Genomic DNA, 15,324 nt, shown 5'->3' on the forward strand with positions numbered 1-15,324 from the left:
CTTTAACTTTCGTTTTCGAGAGACTGCTGGCGTTCTGCCCACACGAGTAGTTCGCCCAGCGGTTTCGGTTTACAGAATAAAAAGCCCTGCATTAATGGACACCCGTGTTCGACCAGATAGCGGTATTCGTTTTCAGTTTCGACACCCTCAGCAACCGTTTGTATGCCAAGGTGCTCGACCATATTTAAGATGCCACCCGTTATTGCAGCGTTATGTCTGTTATGGTCAATATTCTCAATAAAACTGCGATCAATCTTCAGTTTATTTACGGGCAGGACATTCAGGTAACGCAAACTGGCAAACCCGCTTCCAAAATCGTCAATAGCAACATCAAGGCCTAAATCGCGCAGGTGTTGTAAAAGTTCAGCAATACGCTGAGTGTCGTTAACCAGCACATTCTCTGTTATTTCAACGGTAATTTCACCCGGCTTTATATTAAATTCTTCGAGCACAGACTTGGTTTTACTAATAAAGTCGTCACGATAAAACTGAATGGGCGAAAAATTCACAGAAACAGTGTTAATACCGTAACGTTTCAGCTCACTTAAGTCTTGGCAGGCCTGTCTAAGAACCCATTCACTAATTTGGATGATCTGACCTGTACGCTCAGCAATCGGAATAAAGTCCGCTGGAGAAACGTAGCCTTTGGTTGGGTGGTGCCAGCGAATCAACGCTTCAGCCCCTGAAATTTGCCCTGTACTGGTCATGATGGGTTGATAAAACAGCTCAAATTGCTTCTTGGCCAGCGCTTCCTGAATTTGTGTCCGCAGAGCAACCTTGTAGCCCAGCCCCTCATCAAGCTTTTCGGAGTACCAACAAACTGCATTACCGCCGCGCTTCTTCGCTTCATACATTGCTACATCGGCGCGCTGAGTCAGTTCCATGGGATGCTTATATTGAATATCGTTTGCGGCAACGCCAATGGCTGCCGACAAGGAAACTTCAATCTCATCGATACGAAATGGTTCGTCGAAAATAGCTAATACTTCGGTACATAAAACATTAATCTGCTCTGCTGCCCCCATGCTTTGGATAACAGCAACAAATTCATCTCCGCCAAAGCGGCAAATCAGGTTAGGTTCACGGATTACCTGCTGCAGACGCTGCGCAGTTTCAATTAACACCTCGTCACCAAGGTAGTGCCCTAAACTGTCATTTATCGGTTTAAACCCGTCCAAATCAATAAACAACACAAAAACGGCTTGGTTCGTGTCATTGGATACTAACTGTTGTAGTCGCTCTTCCATTGCACTTCGGTTGGCTAACTGCGTTAGACTGTCATGTGAGGCATAAAAAGCTAAAGCATCCTCTCTTTGGACTCGTTCCGTAATATCGCTTTGTAACCCAATAAAATGCGTTACTTTGTTATCCGGGCCCTTAACCGGTGCTATTAAGAGCTCATTCCAAAACATGCTTCCATCTTTGCGGTAGTTCCGAATAACACTTTTTATTTCCCGTTTTTCCTGCAAAGCTTTTCGAATCTCATTAATTACCTTTGGATCCGTGTCTGGGCCTTGCAGTATGTTGCAACTTATCCCTTTCATTTCGGTAAGAGAGTAACCGCTCATTTTCTCAAAAGCGGGGTTCACATAAAGAACCGGGAAACCTTTTTTATTGGCTTCGCTAATAACGACGCCATTAACACTGGCATGCACGCTACTTCGAAAAACTTTAAGTTTTGCCTCATTCGCGCGATGCTCAGTAACCTCTTTAGCGACACCATGCACCCCGGTAACTTCGCCATCAATAATAATTGGGATATTGGTTATTGATAAGTCATGCAGTTGCCCCATTCTGTCCGCAACTTTAATTTCGTAAGATTGAGGGGTGCCCTTTTTTGCTGTTTCAAAGTACGTTAGCGTTCTTTCCCGCTCGGTTTCCGGAACCGCCAGCTCGTAATGCTGCCCCAGCAACTCTTCCTCACTAAGAAGTAAAAGCTCGCAACCTGCACGATTAACGCTGGTGAAGTTTCCGTTTAAATCCAATGTGAAAACTGAATCGGGGTTGTATGTAAATAAAGAGCGTTGATGTTGCTCTAAACGAACCTGCGCTTTTCGTTGCTCTTCTTGCTCGAGGATTAAGGCAACTAAGTCGCGGTTACGTACAATCAGTTCCAGCTCATCCCCGGTTGGCACTCTCGGCTGGGCAAAGTAGATAGCGAAAGTTCCTATAACTTCACCCTCTGCAGCCCCAAAAATGGGGTGAGACCAACAAGCAGCTAAGCCGTACTGATTAATTAACGGCATGAACGCCTCAAAGCGCTTATCCTTCCTCATATCGGGAGCCAGAACGGGTTCACCGATGGCGGCTGCGGTACCGCAGCCGCCTGAACCATCAGCAATTTCTAATCCGTTTAACGCGTTAGATAAGGAACGAGGTAAAGAAGCCGAGGCGGCCGTTGATAAGGTTTTATCGTCTTTATTTGCCACCATGATAGAACACATGGCGCCATCAATCTGGGATTCAATTAAGTGACAAATACCCAGCAACCGGCTCTCAATATCCCGCTGCTGGGCCAGGGCATTAAACGTATTATAATGAGCCTGAATTAACTGATTTAATCCCTGATACTTCTTATCCGCTCTTTTACGGACCACGCTGACAAAAACTGTCGCAGTAATCAGGAGCAGCACGACTCCTGTCGCTATTTGACTGTAACTGAGTAAGTTATCTTGCATTAGTCCGCTGCATAATTGTTCCTGGCTTATTTAATTCGCTGCACTCTAAGCCGACGATTTGAATCTTCTCGACCGAAGAAAAAGGAGTTCAACGCACCGCGCTCAATGTAATAGGTATCATCATCGTCCCAGGAAAAATAACCCCGGCTATCGATTTGCTTCCAAACCTGACCATTAGTCAGCTCAATTTGCCATTTCTTATAAGGGTCTTGCTTTTTGCTGGCAACTTCTACTTCTAACCTTTCAAGCGTATTATTTTGACTACCTTTGTGCTCCATACCAAAGTTCTGCTCTGCGGCATTGTCGCTCCGCTTGCCCCGTTGCTTAGCCTTAGCTTTCATCTCTTCGGCCTTGCTTTGTCCTCGGGCTTTCATCTCTTCCGCTTTAGCTCTACCTTTAGCTTTTTCGTCCTGAGGTTCACCTTGCTGACGCTTGGCTAGGTTGTCATAGCACACCAAGCGCTCCAGTGAGTCTTCAATCGCCGAGCATTCCTTCATTGTTTCCTGTTGCGCTCCGGCCGTACCGGCAATAATGAATAACGTTGCGCCTAGTAGTTTTCTATACATACATCCGTCCTGCTCTAATTTTTAATAACGTAAAGTAAGAGTATCGCCTTTCTGCATTAACTCAAATTCTTTCAATGCACTCATGCCCAAAAGTATGACATCGCCGTCCATCCCGGGTGTAATTGAAGCAGCAACATTGCTCAACTGAATATCACCCAGCTGCAAACGATCAATTTCTGTACGGTATGTTATAACACGTCCATTGGCGGTTTGGGACATTCCCTGACGCCCCTTACGAAGTCCGAGCTTTTGCGCTAAACCTTCGGGAATAGCGACCAGGGTAGCTCCGGTATCTAATAAAAATGTCACCGACTGCCCGTTAACCTTTCCCCGGGCTACGTAATGGCCCATACGGTTTTGCTCCAGCACCACTGTGACCTGCCCATTGCCTACATGACTTTGAACCTGAGAGTTAGGGTTAAATTGTTGCTGCAGTTTGTCTTCGAAAAACCAAACTAGCATGGCAAGAGCAAGCCCCCATGCAATAAACATGAAAGGCTTACCGAATGAATTCGTTCGAGCCACTTTTATCCTTTTACTAATTTTCCGTCACTGTCTTCAACTTTGACATTGACATTAATACCGTTACGGACACTCTGAGTGACCACACAAAAGTCCTCAAACTGCTCCAAAGCTCTTTCAAGATGACTCAGCGTTGCCGAGGCATTTCCCAATTTTATATCGACGTCCATACTGACAATACGCCAACGACCATCAACTCTGTCAAGATGCCCTTTAACTTTGGCACTTACTTTACCCGGTTCGTCTTTAAACTTACGCAAAGCAAACATTAAGCTAGCGGCTAGACAGTTAGCCACTGACGCAGCCAAAATACGAGAGGGATTTGGACCCTGACCTTCTCCTAGCGGCTCTGGCTCATCTGAAACAAGCTCACCATAACTACCAAAGTCGACAAGAAACTTATAATTATCAACCAGTTCCATTGAAACAGAAAATTCTTTTTCCATGCTTCTCTCCTCAGTTATCGTAGGGCAAGCCTTGCTTCTTAACTTCATCAGCTCTTTGCTGGCGCAGTTCAGAAACGTCTTCTACTGACCACCCCTGCAAGTTGCTTTCGATAAGCTGTGCCAGCGCATTAATATGCTCACTTTCGGCATTTAGTGCCGATATATATTCGTACCGTTCACCACCGCTTTCCATAAAGTATTCACGATTCTCCTGGCCAATTTCTTCAACCGTCTCTAAACAGTCAGAAGAGAACCCCGGACAAAATACCTGAACAGACTTAATGCCTTTTCCGGGAAGCGCTTTCATCGTCATATCAGTATATGGCTGCAGCCACTCCTCGCGACCAAAACGTGACTGGAATGTGGTCAGGTATTCTTCCTCACCAAGTCCCAGACGCTCAGCCAGTAAACGCGAGGTTTTGTAGCACTCACAGTGGTAAGGGTCGCCATTTTTCAAATAGCGTAACGGAATACCATGGTAGGAAAAAAGCAATTTATCTGTGCGTCCGTATTGTTCCCAGTGCCTCTCAATACGCTCTGCTGCTGCTTCAATAAACGGCGGAAAGTCATGGTAATGAGTAATAAAGCGAAGCTCAGGTAACCAGCGTCGTTTAGTAAAATCTTTTGCCAGAGCATCAAAAGTCGAGGCTGTAGTAGACGCTGAATACTGCGGATACAAAGGCAGAACCAGTAATTTCCGTACCCCTTTTTGCATCATATTCTCGACCACATCACCCAACGCCGGATTCCCATAGCGCATGGCAAAGTCGACGACAATATTGTCGCCCCAGGTTTCCTTCAGTTTTTTCTCAATAGCAGCGGCTTGATCCTGAGTATGAAAAAGCAACGGCGAGCCGCGTTCTGTCCAAACAGTTTCATAAGCCTCGGCTGAACGTTTCGGACGAAATCGAAGGATCACGCCGTTTAATATGAAGTACCAAAGCAGGCGAGGAACCTCAACCACCCTTGGGTCAGACAGGAACTCTTTTAAATAAGGCTTGAGCGCGCCCTTCGTTGGAGCTTCAGGAGTGCCCAAGTTAGTCACCAGCACCCCTATTTTATCTGCCTGTCCATGAGAAAAAGCAGGGCTTCCTCGATATTTCATTTTCAGTTACCTTTTAACAATACGCTTAATGCAAAGTTTACGTAAGTTTTAACGGCTTCGATCCCTATTTGCAAAGAAATAACGCTACACTAAACCGATAAATACTATCGAAATTAATAAATTGACGCACCAATGACAGAAAACACAAAGACGCAGCAATGGTATCAGAAACTTGCCAGTTCCCCTCATGCTCTGGTACTTCTCTTTTTTCTTTCTGCTATGGAAGCAACCTTACTCCCCATTGCTTTAGAGTTAGTACTCGTACCTTACATGGTGCTTGAGCGCAAACGCATCTGGCTAGTAGCCTCGGTTGCTTTAGCTGGCTTCATGGCAGGTGCCGTTGGCGGTTACTACATTGGCTTTGCGCTGTTCGACACTGCGGGCGAATGGTTTATTAGCTACTTGTCCATTCAGGACTATTATCAAGAGTTTCAGGAAACACTAAAAGAAGACGGCTTTGTCGCGATTTTCTTAGTTGGTGTGACTCCGGTCCCCTTCCAGGTTGCCATGCTGGCTGCCGGAGCTGGCGACTACCCACTTTCTCTGTTTTTATTCGCCGCAGGTGCAGCGCGCGCTTTAAGATATTATGTATTAGCGCTTATCGTTTTGTGGTTAGGGCCTTATACTGAGCGCTTATGGGGTAAGTACGCAGGTCCTGTCGGCTGGTCAATTCTGATTCTGGCAGGAACTATGTTATTACTGACGCAATTTCTGTAAGCATTTAGGGTACTAATGTTTTTACTTATTGTTTTTGCCATCATTGCGGTGGGTGTTTCGTTCGTTTGTTCGGTTTTAGAAGCGGCTCTTTTATCGGTTACGCCGAGTTATGTTGCACAATTAAAAGAGAGCAGGCCTAAAACCCATCAGCAATTACGCAAGCTAAAAGACTCTATTGATAAACCTCTCGCGGCTATACTAACACTCAATACGATAGCCCATACAGCCGGAGCAGCCGGTGTTGGCGCTCAAGTCGGAGTGGTTTTTGGTGATGGCTACCTGGGTGTCGCTTCAGCCGTTATGACGCTGCTTATTTTGGTGTTATCTGAAATCATTCCTAAGACTATCGGAGCCAAGTTCTGGCGACCCATTGCACCTTCGCTTCCTCCCATACTTAACTTTATGATTTTATCACTTAAGCCTTTTATCTGGCTCTCTGATCAAATTACAAAACGTATTGGCAGCGGTGAAGCGGACATTGATGTTCGCTCGGAAATTAAGGCCATGGCAACTATTGGTCACGAAGAAAAAGCTTTAGACGATGACGAGCGCCGGGTAATTTTAAACATTCTTGATTTACATGAAATTCGCGTGCGTCAAGTAATGACACCTCGCACAGTCTGCGAGTCGATTAACCCGAGTTTAAGTATGCTGGAAGTCAGCGAGAAGATCCGCAAGTTACCTTTTTCACGCTACCCTGTTATTGACAGCGAAGAGGAACCTCAGGGCATCATTTTCCGAAGTGATGTTTTAGATGCTGACGAGTCAGACGCATTAAGTGACATTGTCCGCCCCGTGGAAATAGTAACAGAAACTGTGAGCGTGGAAGCACTAATGAGTCATCTCATCAAAGAGCGCCAGCATCTTGCTTTGGTTTACGACGAACACGGCAGTTGGCTCGGGCTCATTACTCTGGAAGATATTATCGAAACCATACTGGGCACGCCCATAATGGATGAAACCGATAACATTGCCAGCTTACGCCGCTATGCTCGCCAACGCTGGGACAAAAGGCTCAAGCGCGACCCAAAGCAGGCGAAGAGCCAGCAAGGTAATGATTAACCGAAACAATTGGTCAAAGCGTTGGTTGGTGATTTTTTTCAACCAATGCAGACCAACCCAGGTACCAACAAAGCCAGCGGCAATCATTGCCAGCACCAACGGCAGCCAATCCTGAAAGACAAAGCCTGCCATGCCAAAAACTAACGCTTTAGGGGCATGCTGCATGGTCATCACCGCAGAAAATGTCGCGACGGTTTGCAACCTTTCACTAAAACGAGCTTTTACAAAGGCCGCTACCAGCGGCCCTGACGCCCCGACAAATAGCGAGATAAAACCGGTTACCAAACCTCCGCCAACTAAGCCTGCCCGGCCGCGGAAGCTTTGCGGCAATTTAGGTCCCCAGGTCAGCCAGATTAAAAATAACGCGATGGTAATTTGCAAAAAATGCGTGGGAAGCTGAACCAGTAATAAACTACCAATAAAGGTTCCCAGCAAACCAAAAGGGACAAACCAAGCAACGGTAGGCCAGTGAATGTGCTTCCATGACAACCCGGTACGGCCCACATTAGACCCCATTTGCACCAATCCGTGTACCGGTATCACTGCGCTCCCCGGCAAGACCAATGCCATCATACCTATCAATACTGCACCACCACCTGCACCAGCTACAGCTGTCAGTAGTGAGGTTGCGGCCGACAAAAGAACTAAACCAAAAAACAAAGCGTCGCTTACCATGGCTTTACTGCTCCCAGGAAACCTGATTTGCGCTGATCAGGATCAAAACGGTATAATCCGCGCGATTTTAAATAGGGCTCCGGATTTACGTTCCGGACCGCTGAAAAAGGTAACATGATATGTATATTTGTGCGGCATTGTACAAGTTTGTTGAGCTCAATGACTATAAAGAGCTGCGGGAACCGCTGTATCAAACGCTTATTGCAAACGATGTAAAAGGCACTCTTTTGTTAGCCCGCGAGGGTATTAATGGCACTATCTGTGGTACTCGCGAAGGTATTGATAACGTGCTCGATTACTTGCGTTCGGACGAACGTTTTGCGGATATTGAACACAAAGAGTCCCCCAGCGACGGTCAGGCTTTTTACCGCACCAAGGTTAAGCTTAAAAAAGAAATTGTAACGTTAGGCGTTGACTGGGTTGACCCCAAAAGCTCTGTTGGCACTTACGTTGACCCCGACAAGTGGAATGACTTAATTGCCGACCCGGAAGTTCTGGTTATTGATACTCGTAATGAATACGAATATGCCGTAGGTACGTTCGAAGGTGCTGTTAACCCCAAAACCGATACCTTCCGTGAGTTTCCTGATTACGTTAAAGAGCACCTGAATCCGGAAAAACACAAAAAAGTAGCTATGTTCTGCACTGGTGGTATTCGTTGTGAAAAGTCCACTGCCTATTTGAAGGAACAAGGGTTTGACGAGGTTTATCATCTGAAAGGCGGAATTCTTAAGTACCTGGAAATGATGCCAGAAGAGAAAAGCAGCTGGAATGGCGAATGTTTTGTCTTCGACCAACGGGTCACCGTCAAACATGGCCTGGAGCCGGGTGAATACGACCAATGTTACGCCTGCCGTATGCCAATAACCAAAGAAGAAATGCAGTCTGAGCACTACCAGAAGGGCGTCAGCTGCCCGCATTGCTTTGATAAAACCACAGCCGAACAGAAAGAACGTTTTGCAGAACGCGAACGTCAAATTCAGTTGGCGAAAGCCCGCGGCGAGAAGCACATTCGCGACGGTAAAGTCGAAAGCCTCAGTTGATCTAACTCACTGCAATTCCGTAACCTTTATGTAAGCTATAGCTGACAGTTATCGATTTTAACTGTCGGCTTTATCGGTTTTCATCGCTTTCTTTAACTCTATGATTCAACTATGGTTAAAGCATAACGATGACAAAGGAGGGTTTATGAAACAGTTAAGCGTTATTGGTTTAGATCAGAAAAAAGCAGAGAAGCTTGGCGACAAGTTGAATGAGTTGCTCTCAAACTACCAAGTTTTTTACATGAATGTTCGCGGCTTCCATTGGAACATTAAAGGCGAACGTTTTTTTGAGCTGCACGCTAAGTTCGAAGAAACCTACGATGATTTACTGCTCAAAATTGATGAAATTGCAGAACGTATTCTGACTCTGGGTCAACGCCCTCAGCATGCTTACTCGACCTATATCAAGAACAGCGAAATAGAAGAAGTAAAAGACGTTCACGAAGGCCGTGCCTGTGTAGCTAATATTCTGGACAGCTATCAGACTACAATTCGCCTGCAGCGTGAAATTCTTGAAATTTCTGACGAAGCTGGTGATGAAGGTACTAATGCACTAATGAGTGACTACATTAAAGAGCAAGAAAAAACAGCCTGGATGCTGACCTCTTATTTAGGTAACTAAACTGTCAGCCTGGCCAAATAAAAAACGCCCCTTTTCCAGGGGCGTTTTCGTTTCTATTGGTAGACAATGCAACACCTAGAACGTGTAGTTCAGACGCGCATAGTAATAACCGCCATTGATACCAAACGGGAAGGTTTCCCAACCGTATTTAAAGCCGGCATCAGAGAATGGCGAGCCTGCACTGCCCCACTCATCCGGGTAAGTATCAAATAAGTTATTGGCACCAACTCGTACGTTCAGGTTACTGGTAAAGTCGTAACCAACAGAAAGGTCCGTTAACCACTTGCCGTCCCACTCATGACGAACACCAGTAAAAGCCTGGCCTTCAACGGGTCCAAAATAATTTAGAGCTAAGTTGACGTTCCAGGCATCTCGAGTCCAGTCACCACTTAATGTTGCTTTTTCACTCGGTTGTCCTTCTTCAAGGCGCAAAATTTGAGTATCGTTAAAAATTTGCTCGCCCGGAATTAACGACGAAACCGAATTCACCTGCTCAACATCGGTGTTCATAAAACTCATGGCCGCAGTCAAGTTCAGGTTACCGTCAAACAACTCAGTAGGATAAGACGCGATAACATCTAAACCTGTTGTTTTAGTATCAACAGAGTTGGTAAAAAACTGCGCCGCACCCAGGTTGTTCTCCTCCAAAATTTCACCAAATTCAGCGCCAACAGAGGCTGTTAACGACTCGGACAACACAATGCGGTCATCTATATTAATTTGGTAAAAGTCCATGGTCAGGTCAAAACCGTTATTAAAGCGCTTAATAAGACCTAAACTGATACTTTCTGATGTTTCTTCTTCAAGTGCGTTAATACCAAACTGCCGCGCAACCTCGTCATCGTTAGCAATGGTTCCGGTTTCAACCAATGTTCCGTTAACAATGTTCGTTAAAACCTGGCTGTAATAAATTTGCTGAACACCTGGTGCACGGAAACCTGTTGCGACTGTTCCTCGAACAGAAAAGTCGTTATCGATGTCATAACGTGCAGAAAGCTTACCGGAAATGTTGTCACCAGCAATATCGTAGTCTTCATAACGCAAGGCGCCGGCTAACAAAAAGTCTGGAGTCACATAATACTCTGCATCGACATAAGCACCATAACTGTCACGAGTTGCATCCACGGCCTGGCTTGGGCTAAAGCCCGGGAAGCCTTGTATACCAGCCTCTGCACCAGCTCCCGATGGGGTTACGATTTCCACACTGGGATCATTGGTCCGGCCATAAGCCCAGGAAACAGGGTCACCCGGATTTATCTCATAACCATCCTGGCGCATTTCCAGGCCGAAAGCTAAATAAAGCAGTTCATTGTCTATATCAACGGTTCCGTTAAAGTCTAAGTTGAACGTAGTTTGCTCAAACACTAACTCACCGTCAAAGGCTGACGTAGGGGTTTCACCGTAAATGCCGCCATCTGGGTGAGGTTCGTAGTACCAACTGACATTCGCTGAGTTCGACGAATTAAAGCCGAATTCATTTTTACCGTAGACAACGCTCGCGTCCCATAACCAGGCATTCGGCAGATCACCTCGAATACCAACCGCCAGAGACTGGTCATCCGCCTCGGTTTCTAGTTTTGGTAAGAAGCCGTCCGGATAAATGGCTTCAATTGTTCTGGGGTGTCCTCTGCCACGGAAAAAGCCCGAAGACCCACCATCGCGAGTTGAAACACCACCGAAGGCATAAAGTTCTGTGGTGTTACCCAGGTTATAACCGGAGTTAAACCAGGCGTATAAATTTTCAGAGTCTGCGTCACCAATATGCAGGCGAACCACAGGGTCGCCACTCGGCGACGACCAATCACCGATCAATGAGGCTTCAGCTGGTGCCGCACGATTTGTCATACCACGGTCACGGTATTCTAACGTTCCGTTGAAAAAGCCTTTATCAAACTCTTTACCAAAGTTGATACCAACGGTATTAACTTCGCCATCGCCTTCATAAGTTTGTCCAACTTCCGCTGAAATACTTCCGCCGTCAGAACTTTTCAGCGTAATGTTAATAACCCCAGCTATCGCATCAGAACCGTACTGAGCGGCGGCTCCATCGCGAAGAATTTCAACACGCTCAACCGCTGTAATAGGAATCGCGTTAATATCGTAACCAGCAGAGCCTTTACCAATCGTTTCCTGTACGTTCACAAGAGCTTGTTGGTGGCGACGCTTACCGTTAACCAGCACCAATACCTGGTCAGGGTTAAGTCCCCGCAAAGTAGCCGGACGAATAATATCGGAGCCATCAGAGATAGTGGTACTGGAGAAGTTAAAAGACGGTGCACTCATTTGCAGAGCTTTACCTAATTCCGTTGCACCGGTATTCACCAGTTGCTCAGCGGAAATAATATCGATAGGCGATGCCGACTCAGTTGCGGTGCGGCCGTTCACTCGAGAACCCAGAGTAACAATGCGCTCCATCGATTCGTCTGACTCTGCATTAACGTCTGCCTGCTGTGCAAAACCGGTATTCGGAATTGCTAACGCGGCAGACAGTGAAAGGGCTAAATAACCCAGCTTGAAAGATGCTCTGCTCATAGTTCCGCCTTACTTTTGTTATTTTCGTTTTAAACGCGATTAGCCCTTTAACAATTACCGACATTTTTCTGGTTTGGGAATATATCAGATGACATAGATCAAAATTTCGTAAGGAAACTTGAAGATCTTGTTCACTGCTTTATATTGATAAGTTGTTAACACAACAAAAGGAAGACTTTATGACTCGTATCGTAGGTATTGTTCTATTAGTTGTTGGTGCTATTTTACTGTATTTTTCTTATGAAGCTTCTCAGTCTCTGGCTTCTGAAATGTCTGAAATGGCGACAAATGAGCCAACTGACAACACCATTTGGTATTTAATTGGTGGGGTTGCCGCTGTGATTGTTGGCCTCTACGCGGTAATTCGCGGAAAATAACGGATTCGGTTAGCCAGGCGTATCAACCTGATACGTCTGGCAATCGCAATGCACTAAAGGTTGCAATAACGCCTATAGCAGCCAGCACCCACAGTACCGCAGCTACGCCGTAAGCAGCATCAACCCAGCCCAACAATAAACCCGCTAAAAGCACAACACCCATTACTGTGTTAGATACGGCGGTCAATTGCGCTCTATTATCCTGAGTTGCCATATCCACCAAGTAAGTTTTTCGCCCAACCCTGGCACCATGGTGAGCCACCGCTGAACTGAACAGCAAAGCAGCTGCCACCCATTGCATACCTAACGCATCAGGAGCCCAATAATAAAGTGCCAAAGCTATCCCCATAACCAGGGTCGACATAACGGAAGCGGCAGCCATAACATGATGACTGGCTGAGTCAGACCAACGCCCCCAAAAACGCCCTGCCAGTAAACCAGCAAGCCCACTGGCCAGCATTAAGCTGCCTAAGCTTGTTAACTCGGCTTCTCCTTCTCGCTGTATTAAAACCACAATGTAAGGAATGGCGAAAGCAGCCGCTACCAATAACGCACGTGATACTACAAAGTGACCAAACTGACGATTCTGCCAAAGCAGCGACATTGATTTTACTGCTTCGGTCAACGCATTGCCGCCGCCTTCTGTTGCCCCCGCAACTTCAGGGATCCCTGCATAAAGCAGTGCAGCAACCACCCATAACGCGACTCCCGCCCCTAGAAGAGCAACAAACAGAGGCCGCTGACCATCCATCTCCGGAGCAAAAATGATGACGAGTGCAGTGAGTAAGGTCAGCAGCCCGGCAGCCGAAGCCGCGACACCCGACATGCGCCCTCTGCGGGTTTTAGACACCGTTTTTCCAGTCACATCTTTGTTGGCCACCGAACAAATGCCTCGCGACAAACTGAACAGCGCCAGCAATATGACGACCGACCAGCCCAGCATATCGCCATCTAAGGTAGCTACTGCAAACAACATGGCCAACAGGGACAGTGCCTGACCGATACTACCGGCAACCCAGAACCATTTGCGTACCTGTTGTTCACGAAGCTTTTGAGCAACAAAAAGCTGAGGTAATAGAGCTAATGATTCGCGTAGTGGTACCAGCGCACTAATGAATATAGCAGGGGCTCCGAGCGAACTCAGCATCCACGGCAGTACCAGACGGGCGCTGACGAGGCTATCGCCCAACTTTGTTAACATTAACGATAGCAACATTAAAACAAACGAACGAGGCTGCTCATTACAGGCTGATTCAGGAATGTCTTTACATACACGGGCATCTTCGTCTTCCGCTAAATAGCCGTACACGCGTTCGGTCAATTTTTTATCCGTCATGGCAATGTGTTCACATTAAGAGGTATGTCGGAACAAATGCTGCCACACTTTGTTCAGCCATTCCACAAACTCACACCATTGTGACAAACGTTGCCGATCAACCTGGTAGTGAGTTCGTTTTTCATAATCAGAAATTAAACGCTCAACCATTTCGCTATTTAACTGATTAATTTTTATGGTACTGGCAATATCAAACAGCGGATTCCCTATGCCCGCATATTCCCAGTCGATGACTCTCATTGGGTCGGTCATCAATATGTGGTTCATCGATAAGTCGTTATGACACAACACAGGAAAACTGAGCCAGTCATCAAGAACTGAGGCAATGGGTTTTAGCTGCTGTCGCATAACAGTTACAGAGGGTGCGTCAAAAGCTTGCAGTTGCTGCAAGTAATGCTCAATCCGCTCCGCCATTGACCAGGGTGGAACATCAACGCGCACGGAGTGAATTTTGGCCAGTGTCTCAGCCAGCACTGTGGCTTTAATTAACGGAGATAAAGTGACCTGCTCTAGCGAAGGGGCTTTGTAATAAGGTTGCAATAGCCAACCTTGCCCAGTGTGGTAATCCAATACTTCCGGCGCTAAAGAAAGCTTGGCCAGCTGCTGCTGAAGCGATACTTCCCGCTCTCTGTCAACCGCAAATACTTCTTCATTCCGCCAACGTTTCAATACGTAGTCGTCAGTGCCCGTTATTAAGCGTAAGGCCTGATTGGACTGCCCGGACGCTAAAAGCTTTATTTCTTCTGGCTTATCTATCACCCAATTTCGCCCACGGACTTTAACTGGGTGTCATGGCGCCAACGCCACATGGCGTAAACAACCAGAATAAGATAAACAACAAAAAGCAAAGCAGTAGCAACAAAGCCTTTGCTGGCGTACAAATAAACGTAAACACTGTCTATGACCAACCAGTACCACCAGGTTTCATACGCCTTCTTGGTTACCAACCAAGTAGCTAACAAACTGAAGACCGTTGTATAAGTGTCTAGCCACACTGCGTCCGCGTCTGTGTAGACCGACAACAAATAAGCAATTAAAGCGGCCAGGGGAACTAACCACGCCCATTGTATAAGGTGCCATCGCAGCGGATACTTTGCACCGTCAGGGCTCTCTTTTGCGGCGCTTTGCTGACGTTGCCATTGCCACCAGCCATATCCGGCCAAAGCAATGTATATAGTCTGCAGCAAAGACTCCATATACAACCGGCCCTGCCAAAACAATACGGCGTAAATAGTACAGCTGACCGCGGCAGCAGCCCAACACCATTGTCGTTGATGCGCGGCCAGTACGAGATAGCCAAGCGCCAGAACTAAAGCGGTCAGTTCCCAGGGGGAACTGACCATTAGCTGTTCAAGCCAGAACTCGAGCGAAGACTCAAGCATTCTCCGGCCTTAAATCCTTATTAATAAACTTACAAACCAGAACATTCGAAGGCACATTTTGAAAAAGCAGTTCCATTTCTTCACCTAAAATACGCATAACGTCCTGCATCTCACCAAAGACTTGGGTGCTCATCGTATTGGTCAGAACCGTTAACTCTGAATGCTGGTTTAAGCGCTCAATAAAGTCTTTTATGGTATCCAGATAGTTGTCAGCTAAAGGATACAACGACATTTCCACTGAAACTTGCATGTTACCCTCCT

General features: G+C 46.4%; 16 protein-coding genes. 5 read left to right on the top strand and 11 right to left on the bottom strand.

The window, feature by feature from the left end:
* Positions 1–2: 2 nt before the first annotated feature.
* The 5 genes from BM359_RS09850 to hemH are packed head-to-tail and all read right to left on the bottom strand — an operon-like array spanning position 3 to position 5,317.
* Positions 3–2,678: an EAL domain-containing protein gene (locus tag BM359_RS09850; RefSeq protein ID WP_054490171.1), complete on the bottom strand. Its 2,676-nt coding sequence runs from the start codon at positions 2,676–2,678 to the stop codon at positions 3–5.
* A 26-nt stretch (positions 2,679–2,704) separates the two neighbouring features.
* Positions 2,705–3,244 carry a hypothetical protein gene (locus tag BM359_RS09855; protein ID WP_054490169.1) on the bottom strand — a complete coding sequence of 180 codons (540 nt, stop codon included), beginning with the start codon at positions 3,242–3,244 and terminating at the stop codon, positions 2,705–2,707.
* Positions 3,245–3,265: 21 nt separating this feature from the next.
* A complete protein-coding gene (locus BM359_RS09860; RefSeq protein ID WP_054490167.1) occupies positions 3,266–3,769 on the bottom strand; it encodes a retropepsin-like aspartic protease family protein in 504 nt (167 codons plus the stop codon).
* Between the two features lie 2 nt (positions 3,770–3,771).
* Positions 3,772–4,212, bottom strand: coding sequence for an OsmC family protein (locus tag BM359_RS09865; RefSeq protein ID WP_054490165.1), 441 nt, complete (start codon positions 4,210–4,212; stop codon positions 3,772–3,774).
* A gap of 10 nt (positions 4,213–4,222) precedes the next feature.
* Entirely contained in the window at positions 4,223–5,317 is a 1,095-nt protein-coding gene (gene hemH / locus BM359_RS09870) for a ferrochelatase (protein ID WP_054490162.1), read from the bottom strand.
* Between the two features lie 132 nt (positions 5,318–5,449).
* On the opposite strand from hemH, the gene BM359_RS09875 reads away from it, so the two are divergent.
* Positions 5,450–6,034, top strand: coding sequence for a YqaA family protein (locus BM359_RS09875; protein WP_054490160.1), 585 nt, complete (start codon positions 5,450–5,452; stop codon positions 6,032–6,034).
* Between the two features lie 15 nt (positions 6,035–6,049).
* Positions 6,050–7,096: a CNNM domain-containing protein gene (locus BM359_RS09880; protein ID WP_054490158.1), complete on the top strand. Its 1,047-nt coding sequence runs from the start codon at positions 6,050–6,052 to the stop codon at positions 7,094–7,096.
* On the opposite strand, the gene BM359_RS09885 is transcribed toward BM359_RS09880, so the two are convergent.
* Complete coding sequence (locus tag BM359_RS09885) at positions 7,013–7,771, bottom strand: sulfite exporter TauE/SafE family protein (RefSeq protein WP_054490156.1); 759 nt, start codon at positions 7,769–7,771, stop codon at positions 7,013–7,015. The genes BM359_RS09880 and BM359_RS09885 overlap by 84 nt on opposite strands.
* Positions 7,772–7,890: 119 nt before the next feature.
* On the opposite strand from BM359_RS09885, the gene trhO reads away from it, so the two are divergent.
* Together trhO and BM359_RS09895 are read left to right on the top strand one after the other, a co-directional pair.
* Complete coding sequence (gene trhO, locus BM359_RS09890) at positions 7,891–8,814, top strand: oxygen-dependent tRNA uridine(34) hydroxylase TrhO (protein WP_054490154.1); 924 nt, start codon at positions 7,891–7,893, stop codon at positions 8,812–8,814.
* A gap of 145 nt (positions 8,815–8,959) precedes the next feature.
* Entirely contained in the window at positions 8,960–9,436 is a 477-nt protein-coding gene (locus BM359_RS09895) for a Dps family protein (RefSeq protein ID WP_054490152.1), read from the top strand.
* A 75-nt stretch (positions 9,437–9,511) separates the two neighbouring features.
* On the opposite strand, the gene BM359_RS09900 is transcribed toward BM359_RS09895, so the two are convergent.
* The gene (locus tag BM359_RS09900) at positions 9,512–11,968 is read right to left on the bottom strand and encodes a TonB-dependent receptor plug domain-containing protein (RefSeq protein WP_054490150.1); all 2,457 of its coding nucleotides are present in this window, start codon (positions 11,966–11,968) and stop codon (positions 9,512–9,514) included.
* A gap of 179 nt (positions 11,969–12,147) precedes the next feature.
* Here BM359_RS09900 and BM359_RS09905 point away from each other — a divergent pair, with 179 nt between their 5' ends.
* Positions 12,148–12,345: a DUF3185 family protein gene (locus BM359_RS09905; protein WP_054490148.1), complete on the top strand. Its 198-nt coding sequence runs from the start codon at positions 12,148–12,150 to the stop codon at positions 12,343–12,345.
* 22 nt (positions 12,346–12,367) lie between these two features.
* On the opposite strand, the gene BM359_RS09910 is transcribed toward BM359_RS09905, so the two are convergent.
* The 4 genes from BM359_RS09910 to BM359_RS09925 are packed head-to-tail and all read right to left on the bottom strand — an operon-like array spanning position 12,368 to position 15,313.
* Positions 12,368–13,681, bottom strand: coding sequence for an MFS transporter (locus BM359_RS09910; protein ID WP_054490146.1), 1,314 nt, complete (start codon positions 13,679–13,681; stop codon positions 12,368–12,370).
* Between the two features lie 15 nt (positions 13,682–13,696).
* Positions 13,697–14,440, bottom strand: a complete 744-nt coding sequence (locus BM359_RS09915) for a phosphotransferase (RefSeq protein ID WP_054490144.1) — start codon at positions 14,438–14,440, stop codon at positions 13,697–13,699.
* Complete coding sequence (pnuC, locus tag BM359_RS09920) at positions 14,437–15,063, bottom strand: nicotinamide riboside transporter PnuC (RefSeq protein ID WP_054490142.1); 627 nt, start codon at positions 15,061–15,063, stop codon at positions 14,437–14,439. The genes BM359_RS09915 and pnuC overlap by 4 nt, the downstream gene beginning before the upstream one ends.
* Entirely contained in the window at positions 15,056–15,313 is a 258-nt protein-coding gene (locus BM359_RS09925) for a YkoF family thiamine/hydroxymethylpyrimidine-binding protein (protein ID WP_054490141.1), read from the bottom strand. Before BM359_RS09925 ends, pnuC begins: the two co-directional genes overlap by 8 nt.
* Positions 15,314–15,324: the final 11 nt, after the last annotated feature.

It is taken from the genome of Idiomarina abyssalis (genome assembly GCF_900116625.1).
GTDB classification, from domain to species: Bacteria; Pseudomonadota; Gammaproteobacteria; order Enterobacterales; family Alteromonadaceae; genus Idiomarina; species Idiomarina abyssalis.